Source organism: Bartonella sp. AA97HXZ, from assembly GCF_042196985.1.
Lineage (GTDB): Bacteria > Pseudomonadota > Alphaproteobacteria > Rhizobiales > Rhizobiaceae > Bartonella.
In genome coordinates this window covers 128570-147865 of sequence record NZ_JBHIRC010000003.1, presented here as the reverse complement: position 1 = coordinate 147865, position 19296 = coordinate 128570, and the positions used below count along the sequence as shown (strand labels likewise).

Here is a 19296-nt window from a genome sequence, read left to right as displayed (position 1 = left end):
ACTTTTTATCACCTTGGAACATAGATATATGCTAAACGCCTCATTTTCATTTATACATTACCTAAGTGTTTTCAGCATGATATCTTGGCTTTGATAAAATCTTTGTGCTTCTCTTAATTGTTCAGAGAGTACTGAACCTTCTACATCGGCTTTTGTTTTCATCGTATGGTAGGCATCCCTTTTTTTTCATGATCAAAAATTTTCATATCAAGTTCGCGTCTTTTCCTTTTGATAAGTGATTTCTCAGCCTTACGTAAATGTGCTACCATTTGTACCTTTATAGATTCATTTTGGATCATGGCTAACGAACCATCGATATGTGCTTGAAGATCTGCAATATCTTTCAGGTTTTCTTTTGTTTGAAGTTCATTAAATAGACTTTTGAGGTATTGAAAACGATTTTCTACGTTTTCAAAAGTTTCTAAACTTACAGCTTTATCTAGTATCGATGCAAATTGTAAACGCCCCGAAATAGTTTTGCCCATTTGATCAAAAGGCCCAGAAACTTTGTTTTCGTCCTCTAATACCTCTTGATATGATTTCCTTGAAAGCTTATCACTCTTATAGAGCGATTCTGGTTCTTTGAGAAAAAAACTAGAAAAATCTATTGTTTCAGGTCTAGTTTTTTGACTATTTGTTATAGCCTGATAGGTTTTTTCTGTTTGTGAAATTTGTTCTTTTTTCAACTCAAGCTGTTTTTTTAAGAGCTCAATAATTTCCCCTTTTTTTAATAGATTAGTAAGCTCCAGATATTTTGCTGATGGAGCAGATACGAAAGTTGATTTAGGTACCTGAGCTGTGGGAGATATTGGAGGTGTGTTAGATGGCTTAGAGCCACTAGGTTTGGACGGTACGCGATTTCTCATCGTTCCAAAATTAGAAAGGTCAATTTTAATATCGGGTGGAAGTTTACGTGGTGGCTCATAGCCTTTTGGTGGTTTTGGTTTATAATTGTTGCTTGAATCGAGATTTCCTGACCCTATAGTAGGAACTGCAAAACGGCTATGACCTCCTCCTTGCTTAGTAAGAGTGTTACTTCTTGCTAAGTTTGTTGTTCCAAGAAAAGCACTAATCGCTATGATAATAATCAGCTTTTGCATATTTCACACCTTTTAATTTTCACATATTTAGAAAGACTGACCATTACATTATTAACTTCATAAATCAGTTTATGAGATTCCGTTGTCTCCTCGCTTGATTTTGGCAGGGATTGTTTTATTAATTAGGCACACGGTTCCTATCATTGGGCTGTTTTAGCTTTGGTGCTAATGCACAAGCCGATAAAAGGTTTGCAATCAAAATTATAAGAATGATTAACTTCATTTTGATATGACTCTTTTTTACTGTTATATACATTCTGATATTTGTTGTCATTATTATAATTTTGACACTAAAGTAAAGTGTATAGTTTACGATAATTTATCTTTTCTTAATTTCATTTTTTAATTTATGAAAATAGCTCAATTTCAGTGCGAATATTTTTTACTTTAGAATTGGATATCCTCGTTATTTTGTCATATGGATATTAGGGGCGTCTGTTACGGGAACCATTGCTTTTTATCTCAGCTAGTTTTTATGTCTCCATAGATGTCCGAATGTAATGCCTTTTGCGAGAGAATTGGCCATGCTTGATAGTTTGAGTAACAGCATGATGGATATAATGGACAAGATGAGAGCTCCCCCAAACATGAAGCTTACATTCTGGTTGTAATCGAGTTTCATATCACTCAAATAGTTTGCAAAGATATTCATCATTAGATTAAATACAGTTGCTAAGAGTAGAAAGAGGATTATATAATTCACAACTTGGATTATCCATTGCTCGAAAAGGCGATGAGTTGGTTGCCAGAGCAAAGCAATGATGAAGAATGGTCCCCATCCTACAAGAAGTGTAATAGCGATTTTTGTTAGGAGCACGAGACCACCACCGATTGCGACTACGAGGCTTGTTGCTAGCAAGATAATGATGCCTAAGAGACTGTAAAGCAGTCCATTGGACTCGAAGAAGACGGTTTCTTGGAAAAGACGGCCTGCATATTGAAATCCTTTGGTTGCTGCTGTGTCCAGTAAATTCATTAATTGTTTATCATCGAGTGGATTTGTTATGAGCGCTTTTGATAACTCATAGGGCATTTGTGTTATTAAATTTGTGATTTCTGGTTGATAAAGTCCTGTGGTAAGAGCTATTGAAGTAATAATACTTATCCGTAGGAAACGGTTTACGAATCCGGAGAGAGGCATATCGATAGCGCCCCGGATGATGAGCCATCCGTAGATGATGAAAGCGATTGTGATACCGATTGAAACAAAGGGTGTAATTGTAGCTATTGTTTTTGAGGAAACATCCGTGACATATGTTTTTGTTATCTGATCAATTTTATTGAAAAGTTGCGTGAACACTGTAAAGTCCATGGAATTCCTCTTTAACGAATTTTCAACTTTTTATATGCTTTTTGAGCATTTTTCGTTGAATTTTTTTAAGGATAAAATGAAACTTCGTAGACCTTTTCGATCTATGAGAGAGAATTGAGTATTACGCATTAACTTTTTCTTTTTACGAGCATACAGGAAAAATAATATACAAAATATTGCTACAAAAAGCTTTACCTAATGAATCTTATGGTAGGCATGTTCGTGTTTTTACTATTCAAAATTTTTATGTTATGTTTATCTTTCTGTTGTTTGATAAGTGTATGTTCAGCATTGCGTAAATGTGTAACCATTTGTAGTTTTGCTGTTTCATTTTGTAGCATAGCAAGCATTCCAATTATATGTGCTTGTAACTCGGCAATACTTTTTAGATCTTTTGTTGTCGTGATCTCGTTTAATAGTTCTTCAATTTGCTGAAAACGATTGTTTGCTTCTTGAAAAGTTTTTAAACTTACGGCTTTATCAGTGATGGCTGCATATTGGATACGCTTGTTGATAAAACTGCTAGATTCATGGATAGTGACAGGAATTTCTTCTTCTTTTAAAATATTTTCAAGTGATGTAGATAGAGCAGAAGTTTTATTTCTATTGTAGAGATTCTCTGGATTTTTGAGAAAAAAGCTACTGTGATCTGTTTGTACATTTTTAAGTTTTTTAGTGTCGAATTTTTGGCTTCCCGTTATAGACTCGTGTATCTTTTTTACTTCCTCAAGGTGTTTTTTTAGCATATCGAGAAGTTGGGCATCAGGTGGCGCTTTCTTTTGCTGTGGAGTTTTTTTAGACTTTGATGTATTTGAAGATGAACTTCCAAAAAAATTGGGCCACTTCGTTGGAACGGATGCCGATAAATCCGCCGACCCAGCGCCCCAAACCCAAGCCATCGCTGGGTTTGAAACCCCTAAAGTTATTACAACTACTATTGAAATGACCTTTTTTTTCATGTTTCCCTCCTGTCATTTTTTGCGTGCTGTAAGAAAATTGGTAACCATATTGCCGGATCATCACCAACTTCTGCGATAATGCTTTCGGCTAACTCTGCGTTATCAGGCGTTCCTGATAACACTAAGAGCTCGTCACTAAAGTCGTGTTCGATGGTTTTTCCATCGCGTGTTAGATGGAATTTACCAAGATTCAGTTCTGCAAGCGCAGATTGATCACCCTGCTTAATGAGGAATTGGCGACTAAACTCACCAAGTCCTTTAACGAGTTCAAATTCGGCATCTGTTAGTTTAAAGCCTTTTGTATAATCTTCATAATTTGCTTTGGGATTGGCTAGAAAAATGTAAGTTGCACACTGTTGAATGAGTGTTTTGGCAATATTACTTTCCAAGGCATCGCTAGGCTCTTGTGTTGCATAAACAAAAATACCATTTTGTTTACGGATGGTCTTTTGTTTATTTTTGGCTAAATCTTCAAAGTACGGATCTTGCAAAGGCTTCCAAAACTCGTCAAAGATATACATAAACCGCTGTCCGCTAATCATGCCTTCTGTGCGGTAAAGCAAATACATCATCACTGGAGTGCGAGTTTCAAAATTATCTAAGAATTCCGTGATATCAAAGCCGTAAATTTGATGTGTTGAGAGATCAAGAGCATCATGGGGATTATCAAACAACCACCCATAATCACCACCTTCACACCATTTTAGTAAGCGAGCATGAACAGATGGGTGAGCATTATAATCACTTAAACGTGGATTTGGTAAAAATTGTACTAGAAAGGACAAACGACGGAGTGATCGGTCAATGTTAGCACTCATAACAGACATAACTGCTTTGTTAATTTCTTCTTCGTCGTGATGCGTGACTTCACCACCAGCTTCTGCCAATTTTTTAACAAATTGTTTCAGAAAAATAAGATTTTCTTGTGTGGGTGGGAGTTGGAAAGGATTGAAACCACTTTTTCTGCCTGGCTTGAATGTTAAATATTTTCCACCCATCGCCCGAATGGCAATTTCCATGCCACGATCTTTATCAAAAACAACAGTTGTCGGCTTAAATTTTTGTGCTTGTGCTAACAAAAAACCGAGTAACACGGTTTTACCCGAACCAGATTGTCCGATAAGCGCGGTATTACCAAGCAAACGTTTATCTGTCGAGTCCTCTTCAAGTTTGGAGGCATGAAAATTGAAATAAAGCGGTGTTTTACTGGTTGTTTTAAGAATTGTGACGGCTGGACCCCATGGGTTACCAGTGGGTTTTCCTGACATAAAATTATGAAAAGATGAAAATGATAAAAAGTTCAATGATGTAATCGGAGCAGGACGCGGTCTCCATTTCCAATTGCCAGGAAGTTGTGCCCAATAGCCAGCCTCTATTGCTAAGTCTACAGGTTTGGGCAGTACCGCAACGTCTAGTAATGCTGCACTTGCTTTGGCCATATGGTCGCGAACTTGTTGAATTGTATCACCATAGATCGTCAATGTGCAGTGATGTTCTCCCATGACAAAATGTCCACTGATAAGCTGGTTTAGTGCTTCGTCAATTTGTTCAATTTGGCTCGTTGCCACATCTCGTGCATCAATAAGATTACGCTGATGCCGTTGTAAATAATCTTTAGCAGCATGTCGGGAGAGAACTGAAAAGCTCTGCGTCAATACGAACTCGAAGTCACTTTCCAACAAAACATTTAATTGTCCTGGTTTGGTTGTTGCATCATATTCTTTAATTTCCAGCATTCCAAATCGACGCATTCCATTGGTTGTTCGCAGTTCACCAAGAGCGCCCCATTTTGAGAAAAAAGGTCGATTGATAGACATATAGTCAGCAAAACGGTCATGGCAAATTGGCATAGGGCGATATTCACCATTGACAAGCATTCCAAGGAATTCAAGTGCAGAAGAATAAGCATGCCCATTTTTTTCATAAGCACCAAGAAGTTCTGCACCGTAACGGTTTAAAGATTGGCCTAAAGTACGATTGATGTCATTGAGTTCCTTGATACATGTGTCTTGTCGCATCTTTTTTTGATCAAGCGTTTCACGTTCATGTTTAGAAAAGAATGACATAATTTTATCCGCTATCGGTTGAAAAATGACAGTCAGATATAAGTCATTGACCATCAAATTGTAACCAGTAAAGCTTTGTCGATATTTTTCATCAAGTTGATAGCAAAACATTTGATCAAATGTTGAATCAGGATATTCATAAACACGGCGGCGCACAATATGCGTCCAAAATGATAAATTGGCTGATGCAAGACCCCGTAGAGTATTGTTAAGCTCTTTTATCCATTGAAAAATATCTTCTTCTGAAGCGCTTTGATGCGAACGCCCGTCAATTTTCCAAATTGACAAATATTCCGCATTTTTAGTAGAAATAATCGTATCTGTAATATGATGTGAATAAGGCAGAAACAGGCTTACAGGTGCCTCTGATGCAAGGCGTTTGCTGCTTTCAACAGCTGTCATGTTTATCTCCTTTTACTATAATCAGAGGGACTATAACTTGATGCGCCCCAAAAACTTTTGTTGCGATTGCGAAATTTAGTGTCGATCCATAACCACCAGATACGAAACGCCTTATCATCGTTTTTAGTAATTTGCACCATAATAAACCATAATGGAGGTGCTATAATCCACAAAAAGATACTTACTGTCATAGCAATAACAGCAACCCCCATAACCATAACGATAAATGGCATCATGGGGACACCCCATATCGTTGGAACACGTGTTGCTCCTTTGAATAGGGGGAATTCTTTTTTTTCTTGCGATTTCATGGAATGTTCTCGTCACTGGAGGTGAAATAATATGTGGCTAATATAAAAAGCTGCACCAGCAATAATGACACTGAATGCCCATCGCATAAAGGTAGCTCTTGCGATAATGCGAAATATATAAATAAGCAAAAGTAATAAAAGAACGATAGCAGCAACGATAGGAATAATTATACTTAATCCATATTGCATCCCTATGAAAACATCTAAACTCTTTGTTTCTGTCTGAGCATATGCAGATTGAGTTATTAATAACATAATCAAAGTTATAAAAATAGCACTAATCTTACATATTTTTGATTGAAGCGTATTTAATTGTTTCATATCTTTTATCCCCTTTTAATTAAAGTTGCTATAAATAAATTCCTTTTTTCGTAGTATGAGCGATATTATTACTGGTACAAATCTATAATCAACGAACATTAAAAACATTACGTATTATACTAATTTATGCTTGACCTGTAAATAGCAGTTTAGCAAGTTGGGTTGCCGAGCCAGCAATGACAACGCCGATTGCCCACCGTACAAACGTATCTTTTCCTATGTAGCGGCCTGCGTAACCAATTGCTAAGCACAAAAGTATCACGGCAGCAGCAACAGGAATAATGTGATCAATAAGATCTTTTTTTAGAGCATTTAGAGCTTTTTCAGCAGGAGCTAATTTTGCATTTGCATATGCAGACTGTGTTATAAAAAATGCAATTATAGCTGTAGAAATTACTATGATTCTGTTGTTATTTTGTGTTTGGACATTAATTAATTTTCGCATATTTTACTTTCATTAAATTTTCATGAATATTTTATACTTTTTAAAATAAACAAATTGGTATCTTTATATGTTACAAATAGCAAGTATAAACTCTTACTTTAAAAACATTATGTGTTATATAAGCTTATTATTTACCTATAAATAACAGTGTAGAAAGTTGTGTTGCTGAGCCAGCAATGACAACGCCGATCGCCCACCGTACAAACGTATCTTTTCCAATGTAGCGCCCTGCATAGGCAATTGCTAAACACAAAAGTATAACAGCAGCGGCGAGAGGGATAATCGTTTTTAAGTCATTTTGGAGTGCATCTAACGCCTTTTTTGCAGGATCTAATTTTACATTTGCATATACGGGATTCGTTATAAAAAAGGCACTTAGAGCTGCAGAAATTACGATAATTTTGTTATTATTTTTTAATTTGAGATTAATTAATTTTTTCATATTTTACTCTTATCAATACTTTGTATATTCTTAATATAAACGAAATATCACATAATATTTTTAAATTTATCAAACATAAACTCTCACATTAGAAACATTATGTATTATAAAGACTCACACTTGCCCCTTGAATAACAGGCTCGCAAGTTGGGTTGCTGAGCCAGCGACGATAACACCGATTGCCCACCGTACAAATGTATCTTTTCCGATGTAACGTCCAGCATAACCAATTGCTAAGCATAAAAGGATAACGGCAGCAGCAACAGGAATAATATTAGTAGTAAGATCTGTTTGCAGAGTTTGTAAAGCATCTTCAGCTTTTAGTTTTGCATACGCAGGATGTACTATAAAAAATACACTTATAGCCGAAGAAATTGCTGTGATTCTGTTGTTATTTTTTAATCGGAAATCAATTAATTTTTTCATATTTTACTCTTAATTAATGCTCTTATTAATACTTTGTATTTATTATTATAAAACATATGAGATTTTTATATGTGTATAATAATTAGATATAAAACCTTATGATAAAAATATTATGCATTATATAGACTTACGCTTGCCCCTTGAATAACAGGCTCGCAAGTTGGGTTGCTGAGCCAGCGACGACAACGCCAATCGCCCAGCGTATAAATGTATCTTTTCCGATGTAGCGTCCAGCATAACCAATTGCTAAGCATAAAAGTATAACAGCAGCAGCGACAGGAATAATATTAGTATTAAGATCTTTTTGGAGTTCTTCTAAAGCTGTTTTTGCAGGAGCTAAACCGTTTGCTTGGGCCCATACGGGATGTATCATAAAAAATATAGTTATAGCTGCAGAAAGTGTGATGATTTTGTTATTGTTCTTTGATTGGAAGCTAATTAATTTTCGCATATTTCTCTCATTGAAGGTTATAGATAACATTTTGTATCATAGTTACTATCTTTAGTTTTAACTAACTGTACCTGTGAATAACAGCTTCGCAAGTTGGGTTGCTGATCCAGCGATGATAACACCGATTGCCCATCGTATAAATGTATCTCTTTCAATGTAACGTCCTGCGTAACCAATTGCTAAGCACAAAAGTATAACGGCAGCAGCAACAGGAATAATATTGGTAATAAGGTCTGTTTGTAGAGCTGTTAAAGCGTCTTTAGCATTCTTTATTTCTGCATATGCGGGATAGGTTATAAAAAACGCAGCTATAGTCGCAGAAATTACAATGATTCTGTTGTTATTTTTTGATTGAAGGTTGATTAGTTTTTGCATATTTTACTCTTATTAAAGTTTCATGAATGCTTTGTATTTCTATCATAAATGGAATAGAATTTTGCCATATTAATAATTATTAGATACAATTTTATCTTAAAAACATTTTGTATTATACTTATTCACACAACACCTGTAAATAGCATTTTAGCAAGTTGGGTTGCTGATCCAGCAATGATAACACCGATTGCCCATCGTATAAATGTATCCTTTTCGATGTAGCGCCCTGCATAGAGAATGGCTAAGCATAAAAGTATAACAGCAGCAGCAATAGGGATAATATTTCCAATGAGGTCGTTCTGTAAAGCCTCCAAAGCAGTTTTTGCATTTGTTAATTTTACTTGAGCATATACAGAATTGCTCATAAAAAATATAATTAAAGTTGCAGAAATTTTAATATTTCTATTTCTAACTATTGTTTGAAGGGTATTTGGTTGTCTCATATTGTTTGTCTCAATTTAGATTTCTCTTTAGAATAAAAAGATATTTTATACTGAATGACTTTAATATTCATTCTCATTACGCGCCTGTGAATAACATATTTGCAAGTTGGGTTGCTGAACCAGCGATAACAACACCGATTGCCCATCGTACGAATGTATCTTTTCCGATGTAGCGTCCTGCATAAGCAATTGCTAAGCACAAAAGTATCACGGCAGCAGCAATAGGGATAAGCAACTTTAAGTCATCACGGAGTTTTTCTAAAGCACCTTTTGCAGTTGTTAATTGTTGAGCATACACAGGATTGGCCATAAAAAATACAGTTAAAGCTGCAGAGGTTTTAGTAGCTTTATTCCGAATTATTGTTTGAAGAACTTTTGATTTTTTCATATTGTTTATCTCAATTTAGATTTCTCTTTAGGATAAAAAGATATTTTATACAGCATGACTTTAATAGTCATTTTTATTACGCGCTTTTGAATAACATATTTGCAAGTTCAGCTGCTGAACCCGCGATAACGACACCAATTGCCCACCGTACGAATGTATCTTTTCCGATGTAGCGCCCTGCATAACCAATTGCTAAGCACAAAAGTATCACGGCAGCAGCAATGGGGATAATCGTTTTTAAGTCTGTTTGGAGTGCAGTTAAAGCGTTATTTGCAGGTTGTAGAACTACTGCTTGGGCTAAAACAGGATTGGCCATAAAAAATACAGTTAAAGCTGCAGAGGTTTTAGTAGCTTTATTCCAAATTATTGTTTGAAGAGTTTTTAATTGTTTCATATTGCTTATTCCAATTTAGATTACAGTTGGTATAAATAATCTCTTTTTTTGATATAGTTTGTTATTTCACTAAATAAAAATACAGAAATCTAAGTTTTTTATAATAGATACACTTAGTGTTTAATAAGATTTATCAGGGGTTTTTAAATAACAAATTAGCAAGTTCAGTTGCTGAACCAGCAATAACGACACCAATTGCCCATCGTACGAATGTATCTCTTCCGATATAGCGCCCTGCATAAGCAATCGCTAAGCACAGAAGTATCACGGCTGCAGCAATAGGAATAATTTCTTTCAAGTCTTTTTGGAGCGCGTTTAAAGCTGTATCTGCGTTTTTCAAACCTTTTGCTGCTTGAGCCCATACGGGATTGTTCATAAAAAATACAGTTAAAACTGCAGAGGTTGCGGTAATTTTATTATTATCATTCAATTGAAAATTGATTAATTTTTTCATATTGTTCAACCTTATCAAATTGTATTTGGCGCAAGTAGTTTTTCCATGAAATAAGGGATAATTTCATTGAATTGATGTGGAATAAAAGTATTAAAGTCTAAAATTCTTTTTTCATGAAAGAAGCATTTCATGTTTCAAAAGATTTATTAGTTGGGTTTAAATAATAAACTAGCAAGTTCAGTTGCTGAACCAGCGATAACGACACCGATTGCCCACCGTACAAATGTGTCTTTTCCGATATAGCGCCCTGCATAACCAATTGCTAAGCACAAAAGTATTACGGCAGCAGCGATAGGGATAATCGTTTTTAAATCTGTTTGAAGCAGTCCTAAAGCTTTTTTTGCAGGGTCTAAACCCGCTGCTTGGGCGTATACAGGAGCGGTCATAAAAAATACAGTTAAAGCTGCAGAAAATGCAGCAATTTTATTACGAGCTGTTGTGTGAAGAATATTTAATTGTTTCATGTTCTTTATCCTGATTAAGATTAAAACTCCCACAAATGACCCCTCTTTCATGAAGAAACTTAAAGAGATATTTTGGATCAGCCCAAGTTCTTAGTTTTCCTCTTTGTGTAAGTAATGTATATTTATTTGGCTTTCCAGTGATTGGATCATCGGAAATAAACGTGAAATACCATTCCCTTTCTGAAAGCATCACGACTGTAATCTCACGTGCTGCTTTTTGACTAAATGCTATATCAACGCTGTTTTGTTCTATCATTTTCATTATCTTTGCCCTCAATTAGAAGAGATTTTGTTCAATCTTACTAATTAGAGCTTTAACATTTTCTTATCTACCTTTCATTATAATATCCTATCAAATTTCTGGAGTTTCGTGAAAATATCAGTCCTCACTCCAGCGATCTTCTCGATGAAGAAAAATCTTCAGCTGAAAAAGCATCGCGGGCGCTACTTTCTTTATGTGTAAATGCATCTTCTTCTCCTTTTGAAGAGAGAGAAAGAGAATCTACTTTAGTTGTCTGTTCTGGTTCTTCTTTTTTAAGCTTTACAGGCGCCTGCAAGTCTTCATTTCCTCGTACAGCAGCTTTTACTCCAACATATGAAGTAACTTTTTGCATACGGGTGTGGCTTGAGTTTTCTGTATTGTAAAAATTCAGCACAGACTGCAAAGTCGCTTTTTCAAAGATGCACTTTGATGTTGTTTGTTGATAGCAGTAAGTTAAAGCACTTTGTGCAGCTGTAAGATTTCTGCAAAAATCAAATGCATCAAAAAGAGAAAACAATTTCATATTTCCAACATCAATTTGCCCTAAAATTATGTTAAAATTATGTCCACTCTGTTCAGCTGTTGTGATTGTTTTCTTAAGCTGAGATGATTGATAGAACAAGTTATCTTTATCATCTGTTACATAGACATTGTCCCGCGCTTCTTGTTCGGCGATAACTGAAAATGTTATGGGAGGCGTATTGGATATGTATGCAGCAGCAAAAAATGTGAAATCTGGAACAATCATTAGCAATACACCTTATTATAAAGAATTTTATTAATACAAATGCTAATTCTGTGTTGTGCTTTTTCTCGTTGTCTTTTGATTTTATAAATTTGCAGAATGAGATTGTTTAGCTTAGAATATTCCTTGTGATTATTGCTTTGTTTTCTTCTAAGAATATTTCTAATATATGCGAATATCCAACCAACAAGATAAAAGTGTGGAATAAAATAGAGCACATTACGCCAACCAATATTATTCGAATCACGAAGAAAGGCGCTGCTTTTAAAAAATAATAATCTTTGATACTGTATTGAAGCTGCTTGTTTTATATAATCCTCTAGTTGCAAAAATCTTTTCAAAAAAAATTTATACGAAGTAAAAAGCCGTTGTGTATGAGGGGAGGTTTTCTTGTCATAATGAACTACACTATCATTATACAGAGAGGGCTTGTTCTTTGTTGCGTATTGCCATAACTTATAGAGTGACGATTTATATTTACTTTTGACTACTGATTCATAAGATTCAGAGAGGTGTGATGGCGCTTGAGTACTGCATTTAGTAGTTTCAGCAATTGAACTGAAAAAAGATGCAGTGGTGGTAATTGATATACCAATAAACAGCTCTTTGTGGTTCAAAGCACATCTCCGTCAAAGTGATATATGTATCGTAATTTTAATTTCGATAATAAATAGACAGAAATTGTCTATAATTGTGTTTAAAGTATGGCAAAAAGAAATTCTTTTTTGCAAGGGGAGTAATTAAGGTGAATGATCTCAAAAATATGAATTTTGATGAACTACAAGAGATGCGTACACAAATCGATGTGGAATTAAAAAAACGGCAAGCAAAGGAAAAGCAAAATGCGCGACGAAAAATTCTTGAAATTGCTAATGCCCATGGAATTGATATCGCTGATCTTGTGAGCAAAGAGCGCCATTACAGAAATCCCAATAACCAATGGGAATTATGGAATGGGCGTGGACGTAGACCTAAGTGGATTAAAGAGTGGTTGGAGAATGGGTATACACTTGATGAACTCGAAGTAACGTAACACGTGTGCGATCTTTACAAGATAAGGGAATACCAAGGAATGTAAATGCAAGAAGTATGCTCTTTTGGGTAATTTAATTGTATAAATATACTGAACGAATATATTAAAGTATTGAGTTACCAAATACAATGATAGGGAGCGTGAACAATTTATTTAAATGCAAAAGGTCTTGTTGTCATAATCTGGCAAGCATAATGATGATGCCAGATTGGAATATTGTAATTGCTTTTGGCATGTGAGAGAGGGGGGATATTTTACTTCTTTTTATCGTTTCATTAACGTTGCTCTTTTTAGTCTATGTAAATAAATAGTTTTATTGTTTATTTACAAAAATTGTCGAAATGAGAATAATTTATTGCATAGGGATTTTAACTCAATATGTAAAATGATAATTTTATCAATTAATATGTTAATAAATTAGCATACTTATATTTTTGGAATACTGTTCTGTAGAACAAGCCTGATGTTATAGATTTTGTTTGGTATTTTTTCTGTAAGATTATATATGAGGCATTTACTTTATTTATCGTTCGTTTAGTTGAGATGAGTGAGTGTGTAGAAAATGGAAAATTTCTATGGCTGTTATGGGTTTTATAGAATTTATGACATATTTCTGAGCGTTTGTGATTAAAATTCATTTATGAGCGTTTATGAATAATGAATAAAGAGCGTATTTGAAAATAAAAGGATTGGATTATTTCTATTGAAGTTTATCTTCTTTTATGGTGTGAAATAGGGGGATGATATGCGGTTTTACAATTGTGTGTGATGGTATAGAGTACGGAATACTTTGTTATATATTGGAATATTTTTTCTAAAGTCGTGTGGTATTCCACAATAAGTTAAAGAGTTTGTCTGAGAAGCAGAATGCCCCAAACGGAATACATTTATGTTTCCAATTTACACGCTTTTTTAAAAGAAAAATTTTTCAATGCAACTAAGCTTATTTTATAGCGCTTCTCGTGAATAGTATAACGTAAAAGTCTCTATGAGCATATAAAATCCATTGTACACCACCATTTTTACTTCAATAAAAAGTATAAGCCGGTGCCATTATATACTTTACTCGCCTCCAATATTGCTAAAGTCCTTAGTTCTTGAGAGAGGGAGGCTTTTGTCGCTTTGTTTAATTGTTTTATTTATACGACACTTTCGCTTGTGATGTGCAAGCGAATGATTTTGATTGCTTCAACATGAGAGAGATTTGAAATAAGGGTATTTTATGATCTTTAGATTTCTCACTCAATATGAGAACAATGAACTTATTATTATAAATAAAAGTGTTGTGTGCTAAAAAGTCTTGTTTATTTTATTATGCCGTGAAATGGCTTCTTTTAAGGTGTGGTGATATAAAGCAACAACCTCTCTGAGATATTAAACGTTTTTTCAGTGTATGGTGAATATTCTTAGAATGTAGCTTGCTTGTCGAGTTTAATGTTAAGTGAAATATGGGAGGAGGAAGTCAAGAAAAAATTACTCGACAGGAATCCGGTTTGTAAACAGATTGGATGAGATAGGAATTTTTTGTTCTTTGAAGGAGGAAGGCAAAGGTTGTAAAAAAAGTGAAATAGTATGAATTTTTGCTTAAAGTGGGAAGCCGCGTAGAAGACGTGGGGCATTTGGAGAGAGTCCGGCAGCTTCTTGAATGAAGTATTTTTTTATTTTTGGTGCTTGATTAATGATTCCAAGGCCGGTATCGCGGAGCATCCGTAAAAGAAGGCTATCATTAGAAAAGAGTTTATTAAGCCAATCATTGCTTAAAGCCATACGGACAATTTCAAAACGTCTCCAGCTTTGATAGCGCTCTAAAGCCGTGAGGGAGCCAATGTCAAGACCTAGTCGTGCTGTTTCAATAATCACTTCAGCCAGCGCAGCGCTATCGCGTAATCCTAAATTGAGTCCTTGTCCTGCAATGGGGTGGATGGTATGGGCGGCATCGCCAACGAGAGCAAAACGTGGTTTAACGCATTGACGTGTTAAAGAAAGACTCAAAGGAAAAGCTTGACGTTCGCCATCCCAAGAGAGTTTGCCTAATCGATGGCCAATGCGTCTTTCGAGTTCTGTTTCAAAAATAAGTGTATCAGCTTTGAGATAATATTGCGCAGTTTTATGATCTTCATTCCACACAATGGCGGATCGGTTGCCTTTGAGAGGGAGAAGAGCAAAAGGACCGGCAGGTAAAAAATGTTGAATTGCTTGACCATTATGGGGTTTTTCATGTTCAACTGTGCAGATGATTGCTGTTTGTTTATAGGGATGAGAAAAATTTTTCAGACCAGCTTTTTGGCGTAATTTCGAATGGGCTCCGTCAGCTGCAATAAGCAATTTTGTTTGCCAAACCTCTTCATTATTTAAAGTGACGGTTGTATGTTGATCTTCTTGATGAAAATCAATGACACGGGTGTTTGTAATAACAGGGATATTGAGACCTTTGACACGTTTTTTTAAAGTGTTGATGAGTTCTCTATGCTCTACCATAGCAGCAAAGGGCTCGCCGGGATTAATGTCGCCTTCAAAGGTTAAAAGAGTGGGTTTGACAGGATCATTTGTGCTTGTATCTGTGATGATCATTGAATGAATGGGTTGCGCATAGAGTTTTATAGATTCCCAACATTGTAATTGTTTTAACATACGAATAGAAGCAGCAGCAAGGGCAATGGTTCGTATGTTAGAAGCAGCGGGATCTCCTTGTGGAGCAGCATCAACGATTTTTATTTTCAGATTAGGGGCTGTTTGCTTGAGTGCTATCGCTAGGGTTAAACCGACAGCTGCCCCCCCTGCAATGAGCAGATCACATTGTTTAGTTTTATGAGATTTAATTTTTTTATTGGGTTGTACATTTTTATTGCGATTAGAACACACAATACTTCTTCCATTGTTTATAGTTTGCTTTCTTTTAAAAAGAATATCTTTTTACATTGCTAAAATATCTTAACCTTTACTTTTCTCTCTGCTTTACAAAAACGAGGTTTCTTTTTAGCGCCAATCTGATGACAGATTGGTTTTTCAGAGTTTTTCTGCTTAATCATTTATGTGATTCATCTTACAGATTTATCGGATAAGCTTTTTTAAATATCTTCTTCAATTCTTTTTACACTTGGTTGATAAAAAAGAAAACTAAAAATAAACAAAGATGGTTGTGTATTTTTTTAGTTGTGTGAGTTGCTTCAGTATGCTTGTCCTGAAAGGGGCCATTTCGTTAGTATGATAGATAAAAATTGTGGTCATTCGTGATGGTTAAAACAGTATTCATATTTTGCCGTTATCATGGTGTAGCGTAAAAAATATTATTTGTTTAGGAAGGTGCCTATAGCACCCATGTAACACTTTACACATGAGGTGTTTTTTGGTTGATCGTTTGATAAATATTCAGGGAGAGCTTTTTGTGCGCCTTATGAACGATTGTCTCTTAGGGTGGTGGGTATATGAATGATATGAAGTGGTTAGAAGGTAGAACGCGCTAGATAAGAAGTCGGATTGTTTACAGGCGATTTGTTTACAAATCGGCACAGAGTTTAAGCTTCATTCTTTTTTAAGAGAGAGAGGGAGTTATAACTCTTTAAAATATGAAAGTTTTGTATTTGGAATTGATAGATGCACCGAGGTTCTTCTCCTTATGATTCATTAGAAGTGCGAAATTCTCAAGGTTCGCGTCTTATTGAGATGTTTTTACGTCAGATAGGAGTATTTATTGGGCTCGGGCTTTTGGGCTTTATTATTTTTTGTGTGTTTGCTTTGGCGACGTGGAATGTTGCGGACCCATCTTTAACCCATGCAAGTACAAATGAGGTTACAAACCTTATGGGGTGGATGGGGGCAATTTTTTCAGATTTTATTATGCAGTTTTTTGGCTTGGCCAGTCTTTCTGTTTTGTTGCCACCGTTATTTTGGTCTTTTCTCTTGTTGGCGCAAAAGAATATCTACAATTTGACTTTGCGCTTTTTTTTATGGGTGCTATCAACGATTTGTTTTTTAATTGCTTTTGCCCTTATGTCACCTGTTGCTTCTTTTACTTATTGGCCATTGCCAATGGGATTGGGAGGGGTTTTAGGAGATAAAGTTTTAAGTGTTGCTTCTTCAGTCTTTCCTCTTTTTCTTTCTCCTCCTTACACGGTGTTTTTCAGTGTTGTTTTTATTCTTTTAGGTTTTTTCACCGCTGCTTTTGCTGGTAATGTGATATGGCGGCGTCGAACAAAGAAAAGAAAAGAAAAAAGCATTCCAAAAGACGAAATCATTAATCCAGTCTTTGAGTTGGAAGAAGATACGGAATATGCCGCAGAGGAGGATCGTGAAAATCATGTTTTTTTTGCGACAACTTGTGGCGCTCTTTTGCATCTTTTTTATTTTTTACAAGCGCGTTTTTTTCGTTTATTCTGTTTCAAAAGGCGTTTTCAGAGTAAAGGGCAAGGAAAGCCATTTGATCGGATTGAGCCAACTTTTTTAGGTGAAAAAGTAAAGTGTGAGGAAAATCAAAATAAAGCCTATGTTTCTCCTGTTAAAAATCGAAAGTTTTTAACAGCTTCTTCAAAGGGTGGTTTTGTTCTTCCTCTTGTAGATTATCTTTCGGTTCCACCACCGTCTGTTAAGGATGCAAAACTTTCTCCTGCTGTTTTAAGAGCAAATTCTCAGGAGCTTGAAGGGGTTTTGTTAGATTTTGGGGTCAAAGGAAAAATTATAGATGCTTGTCCTGGACCGGTGGTAACTTTGTATGAATTTGAACCGGCTGCAGGCATTAAGTCTTCCCGTATCATTGGTTTGGCAGATGATATTGCACGCTCGATGCGTGCGATTTCGGCGCGTGTTGCGGTGGTTCCAGGACGTAATGTTATTGGAATAGAACTGCCTAATGCAAAGCGTGAGATGGTTTATTTACGAGAAATGTTGCAGGCGCAAGAATTTATTGACAGCAAAGCCAAGCTAGGACTTGCTTTGGGTAAGACAATCGGGGGGGAAGCTGTTGTTGCAGATTTAGCAAAAATGCCCCATCTTTTGGTTGCTGGTACAACAGGATCGGGAAAGTCTGTTGCTATCAATACAATGATTTTATCATTGCTTTATCGTATGACACCTGAACAATGTCGTCTCATTATGGTGGACCCGAAAATGCTTGAGCTTTCGGTTTACGATGGCATTCCCCATTTATTAACACCCGTGGTGACGGATCCTAAAAAAGCCGTGATTGCTTTAAAGTGGGCTGTTCGTGAAATGGAAGAGCGCTATAGTAAAATGTCAAAACTAGGCGTTCGTAATATTGATGGGTTTAATGCACGTCTTAGGGAAGCTGCAAGTCAGGGAGAGACAATGGTGCGGACAATTCAAGTTGGATTTGATCGTGAGACTGGTGAGCCTCTTTATGAAACGGAAACACTTGATTTTAGTCCTATGCCCTATATTGTTGTCATTATTGATGAAATGGCTGATTTGATGATGGTTGCTGGTAAAGATATTGAAGGAGCGGTTCAACGTTTAGCACAAATGGCACGTGCTGCCGGTATCCATGTAATTATGGCGACACAGCGTCCTTCCGTCGATGTTATTACTGGGACGATCAAAGCCAATTTTCCTACACGTATTTCTTTTTCTGTGAGTTCAAAAATTGATAGCCGAACAATTTTAGGCGAACAGGGGGCCGAGCAATTATTGGGACAAGGAGATATGCTCTTTATGATGGGAGGAGGACGTATTCAGCGTGTGCATGGGCCTTTTGTTGCGGATGATGAAGTGGAGCAGGTTGTTGCGCATCTCAAAGAGCAAGCACGACCTGATTATTTAGAAACAATTACGCAAGAAGTTGAAGAGGATGGTGCTGATGTTTCTTTGTCTTCTCCTTCAGAAGATGATCCCTATAGTCAAGCTGTTGCTATTGTGCTTCGTGATCGTAAGGCTTCAACCTCTTATATTCAACGCCGTTTAGGCATTGGTTATAACCGCGCTGCGACATTGATTGAGAGGATGGAAGAAGAAGGTATTATTAGTCCAGCAAATCACGCAGGGAAACGAGAAATTTTAGTGCCTGCTGAAGAAGAGCGCTTTTGAAAAATCTTTATAGTTGTTTTTTATAATACCTTATAAAATAAGTGTTTATCCTATTGTATCGTAGAAAGTCTGCATTTTCATATACCAGCTCTCAATTTGCGATAGCTCCTTGGTACTTAAGACTCCTTATAAGGGGATTCTTTATCTTATATAACTTTTATCCATACACCAACCTTGCTTGTAATGTGCAAGCAAATGATTTGAATTGATTTAATATGAGAGAGTATGTGATGAGAGAATCTTATTGTATTTGGCGTTATGATTTAAGTTAAAAAGATAAATTGTTATAAATCAATATCTTGGTATAAAATAATGTCATTGCGAGTGTAGAGGGGGGTAAAAGCATGTAAGGTTTGGTATTTAAGTGTCTTTTTAAGTGCGCTCTAAATATTTAGGGCAAGGCTGATCTGTCGAGTCTTAATATAAATGAATTATATGGGGTGGGAAGCTAAGTGAAATTTGCTAAA

General features: G+C 35.8%; 22 protein-coding genes and 1 pseudogene. 2 read left to right on the top strand and 21 right to left on the bottom strand.

What is annotated here, in order from left to right:
* Window positions 1–158: 158 nt before the first annotated feature.
* From ACFINE_RS03440 to ACFINE_RS03345, 20 genes and pseudogenes are all read right to left on the bottom strand, one after another.
* Window positions 159–1100, bottom strand: coding sequence for a type IV secretion system protein (locus ACFINE_RS03440; protein WP_375621049.1), 942 nt, complete (start codon window positions 1098–1100; stop codon window positions 159–161).
* Between the two features lie 69 nt (window positions 1101–1169).
* Window positions 1170–1323, bottom strand: a pseudogene (locus ACFINE_RS03435) (TrwH protein).
* Between the two features lie 243 nt (window positions 1324–1566).
* Entirely contained in the window at window positions 1567–2412 is an 846-nt protein-coding gene (locus ACFINE_RS03430) for a type IV secretion system protein (protein WP_375621048.1), read from the bottom strand.
* A 191-nt stretch (window positions 2413–2603) separates the two neighbouring features.
* Window positions 2604–3371 carry a type IV secretion system protein gene (locus tag ACFINE_RS03425; protein WP_375613870.1) on the bottom strand — a complete coding sequence of 256 codons (768 nt, stop codon included), beginning with the start codon at window positions 3369–3371 and terminating at the stop codon, window positions 2604–2606.
* Window positions 3368–5839 carry a VirB4 family type IV secretion/conjugal transfer ATPase gene (locus ACFINE_RS03420; RefSeq protein ID WP_375621047.1) on the bottom strand — a complete coding sequence of 824 codons (2472 nt, stop codon included), beginning with the start codon at window positions 5837–5839 and terminating at the stop codon, window positions 3368–3370. The genes ACFINE_RS03425 and ACFINE_RS03420 overlap by 4 nt, the downstream gene beginning before the upstream one ends.
* Before the next feature lie 2 nt (window positions 5840–5841).
* Complete coding sequence (locus ACFINE_RS03415; RefSeq protein WP_375612564.1) at window positions 5842–6150, bottom strand: type IV secretion system protein VirB3; 309 nt, start codon at window positions 6148–6150, stop codon at window positions 5842–5844.
* Window positions 6151–6162: 12 nt separating this feature from the next.
* The gene (locus ACFINE_RS03410; RefSeq protein ID WP_375621046.1) at window positions 6163–6471 is read right to left on the bottom strand and encodes a conjugal transfer protein; all 309 of its coding nucleotides are present in this window, start codon (window positions 6469–6471) and stop codon (window positions 6163–6165) included.
* Window positions 6472–6595: 124 nt separating this feature from the next.
* On the bottom strand, window positions 6596–6916 hold the full coding sequence (gene trwL / locus ACFINE_RS03405; RefSeq protein ID WP_375621045.1) for a VirB2 family type IV secretion system major pilin TrwL: 321 nt from the start codon (window positions 6914–6916) through the stop codon (window positions 6596–6598).
* Between the two features lie 127 nt (window positions 6917–7043).
* A complete protein-coding gene (trwL, locus tag ACFINE_RS03400) occupies window positions 7044–7358 on the bottom strand; it encodes a VirB2 family type IV secretion system major pilin TrwL (RefSeq protein WP_375621044.1) in 315 nt (104 codons plus the stop codon).
* Window positions 7359–7472: 114 nt separating this feature from the next.
* On the bottom strand, window positions 7473–7784 hold the full coding sequence (trwL, locus tag ACFINE_RS03395) for a VirB2 family type IV secretion system major pilin TrwL (RefSeq protein WP_375621043.1): 312 nt from the start codon (window positions 7782–7784) through the stop codon (window positions 7473–7475).
* Window positions 7785–7911: 127 nt separating this feature from the next.
* A complete protein-coding gene (gene trwL / locus ACFINE_RS03390) occupies window positions 7912–8235 on the bottom strand; it encodes a VirB2 family type IV secretion system major pilin TrwL (protein ID WP_375621042.1) in 324 nt (107 codons plus the stop codon).
* 57 nt (window positions 8236–8292) lie between these two features.
* Window positions 8293–8610, bottom strand: coding sequence for a VirB2 family type IV secretion system major pilin TrwL (gene trwL, locus ACFINE_RS03385; RefSeq protein ID WP_375610330.1), 318 nt, complete (start codon window positions 8608–8610; stop codon window positions 8293–8295).
* Window positions 8611–8732: 122 nt separating this feature from the next.
* Window positions 8733–9053, bottom strand: a complete 321-nt coding sequence (gene trwL, locus ACFINE_RS03380) for a VirB2 family type IV secretion system major pilin TrwL (protein ID WP_375621041.1) — start codon at window positions 9051–9053, stop codon at window positions 8733–8735.
* A gap of 76 nt (window positions 9054–9129) precedes the next feature.
* Entirely contained in the window at window positions 9130–9441 is a 312-nt protein-coding gene (gene trwL, locus ACFINE_RS03375; RefSeq protein ID WP_375621040.1) for a VirB2 family type IV secretion system major pilin TrwL, read from the bottom strand.
* Window positions 9442–9517: 76 nt separating this feature from the next.
* Window positions 9518–9835: a VirB2 family type IV secretion system major pilin TrwL gene (trwL, locus tag ACFINE_RS03370; protein ID WP_375621039.1), complete on the bottom strand. Its 318-nt coding sequence runs from the start codon at window positions 9833–9835 to the stop codon at window positions 9518–9520.
* A gap of 133 nt (window positions 9836–9968) precedes the next feature.
* Complete coding sequence (gene trwL, locus ACFINE_RS03365; protein ID WP_375621038.1) at window positions 9969–10289, bottom strand: VirB2 family type IV secretion system major pilin TrwL; 321 nt, start codon at window positions 10287–10289, stop codon at window positions 9969–9971.
* A gap of 146 nt (window positions 10290–10435) precedes the next feature.
* Window positions 10436–10753: a VirB2 family type IV secretion system major pilin TrwL gene (gene trwL / locus ACFINE_RS03360; protein ID WP_375621037.1), complete on the bottom strand. Its 318-nt coding sequence runs from the start codon at window positions 10751–10753 to the stop codon at window positions 10436–10438.
* A complete protein-coding gene (korA, locus tag ACFINE_RS03355) occupies window positions 10716–11015 on the bottom strand; it encodes a KorA family transcriptional regulator (protein WP_015857010.1) in 300 nt (99 codons plus the stop codon). The genes trwL (ACFINE_RS03360) and korA overlap by 38 nt, the downstream gene beginning before the upstream one ends.
* A gap of 124 nt (window positions 11016–11139) precedes the next feature.
* Window positions 11140–11763 (bottom strand): TrwN protein, encoded by a 624-nt coding sequence (locus ACFINE_RS03350; RefSeq protein ID WP_375621036.1) that lies wholly within the window; start codon window positions 11761–11763, stop codon window positions 11140–11142.
* Entirely contained in the window at window positions 11763–12377 is a 615-nt protein-coding gene (locus ACFINE_RS03345) for a hypothetical protein (RefSeq protein ID WP_375621035.1), read from the bottom strand. Before ACFINE_RS03345 ends, ACFINE_RS03350 begins: the two co-directional genes overlap by 1 nt.
* Window positions 12378–12505: 128 nt before the next feature.
* Here ACFINE_RS03345 and ACFINE_RS03340 point away from each other — a divergent pair, with 128 nt between their 5' ends.
* Entirely contained in the window at window positions 12506–12793 is a 288-nt protein-coding gene (locus tag ACFINE_RS03340) for an H-NS family nucleoid-associated regulatory protein (protein ID WP_015857007.1), read from the top strand.
* A gap of 1584 nt (window positions 12794–14377) precedes the next feature.
* On the opposite strand, the gene ACFINE_RS03335 is transcribed toward ACFINE_RS03340, so the two are convergent.
* Window positions 14378–15655 (bottom strand): ubiquinone biosynthesis hydroxylase, encoded by a 1278-nt coding sequence (locus tag ACFINE_RS03335; protein ID WP_375613161.1) that lies wholly within the window; start codon window positions 15653–15655, stop codon window positions 14378–14380.
* A 732-nt stretch (window positions 15656–16387) separates the two neighbouring features.
* Here ACFINE_RS03335 and ACFINE_RS03330 point away from each other — a divergent pair.
* On the top strand, window positions 16388–18829 hold the full coding sequence (locus tag ACFINE_RS03330; RefSeq protein ID WP_375621034.1) for a DNA translocase FtsK 4TM domain-containing protein: 2442 nt from the start codon (window positions 16388–16390) through the stop codon (window positions 18827–18829).
* The last annotated feature ends 467 nt before the right edge of the window (window positions 18830–19296 follow it).

What these genes read in the sequence shown, in the direction of transcription:
- ACFINE_RS03440 (WP_375621049.1), bottom strand. Translation starts at nt 1,100, where the DNA reads ATGCAAAAGCTGATTATTATCATAGCGATTAGTGCTTTTCTTGGAACA.
- ACFINE_RS03425 (WP_375613870.1), bottom strand. Translation starts at nt 3,371, where the DNA reads ATGAAAAAAAAGGTCATTTCAATAGTAGTTGTAATAACTTTAGGGGTT.
- ACFINE_RS03410 (WP_375621046.1), bottom strand. Translation starts at nt 6,471, where the DNA reads ATGAAACAATTAAATACGCTTCAATCAAAAATATGTAAGATTAGTGCT.
- trwL (WP_375621045.1), bottom strand. Translation starts at nt 6,916, where the DNA reads ATGCGAAAATTAATTAATGTCCAAACACAAAATAACAACAGAATCATA.
- ACFINE_RS03420 (WP_375621047.1), bottom strand. Translation starts at nt 5,839, where the DNA reads ATGACAGCTGTTGAAAGCAGCAAACGCCTTGCATCAGAGGCACCTGTA.
- trwL (WP_375621039.1), bottom strand. Translation starts at nt 9,835, where the DNA reads ATGAAACAATTAAAAACTCTTCAAACAATAATTTGGAATAAAGCTACT.
- trwL (WP_375621043.1), bottom strand. Translation starts at nt 7,784, where the DNA reads ATGAAAAAATTAATTGATTTCCGATTAAAAAATAACAACAGAATCACA.
- korA (WP_015857010.1), bottom strand. Translation starts at nt 11,015, where the DNA reads ATGAAAATGATAGAACAAAACAGCGTTGATATAGCATTTAGTCAAAAA.
- trwL (WP_375621037.1), bottom strand. Translation starts at nt 10,753, where the DNA reads ATGAAACAATTAAATATTCTTCACACAACAGCTCGTAATAAAATTGCT.
- trwL (WP_375610330.1), bottom strand. Translation starts at nt 8,610, where the DNA reads ATGCAAAAACTAATCAACCTTCAATCAAAAAATAACAACAGAATCATT.
- trwL (WP_375621038.1), bottom strand. Translation starts at nt 10,289, where the DNA reads ATGAAAAAATTAATCAATTTTCAATTGAATGATAATAATAAAATTACC.
- trwL (WP_375621044.1), bottom strand. Translation starts at nt 7,358, where the DNA reads ATGAAAAAATTAATTAATCTCAAATTAAAAAATAATAACAAAATTATC.
- trwL (WP_375621040.1), bottom strand. Translation starts at nt 9,441, where the DNA reads ATGAAAAAATCAAAAGTTCTTCAAACAATAATTCGGAATAAAGCTACT.
- trwL (WP_375621041.1), bottom strand. Translation starts at nt 9,053, where the DNA reads ATGAGACAACCAAATACCCTTCAAACAATAGTTAGAAATAGAAATATT.
- trwL (WP_375621042.1), bottom strand. Translation starts at nt 8,235, where the DNA reads ATGCGAAAATTAATTAGCTTCCAATCAAAGAACAATAACAAAATCATC.
- ACFINE_RS03330 (WP_375621034.1), top strand. Translation starts at nt 16,388, where the DNA reads ATGCACCGAGGTTCTTCTCCTTATGATTCATTAGAAGTGCGAAATTCT.
- ACFINE_RS03350 (WP_375621036.1), bottom strand. Translation starts at nt 11,763, where the DNA reads ATGATTGTTCCAGATTTCACATTTTTTGCTGCTGCATACATATCCAAT.
- ACFINE_RS03415 (WP_375612564.1), bottom strand. Translation starts at nt 6,150, where the DNA reads ATGAAATCGCAAGAAAAAAAAGAATTCCCCCTATTCAAAGGAGCAACA.
- ACFINE_RS03430 (WP_375621048.1), bottom strand. Translation starts at nt 2,412, where the DNA reads ATGGACTTTACAGTGTTCACGCAACTTTTCAATAAAATTGATCAGATA.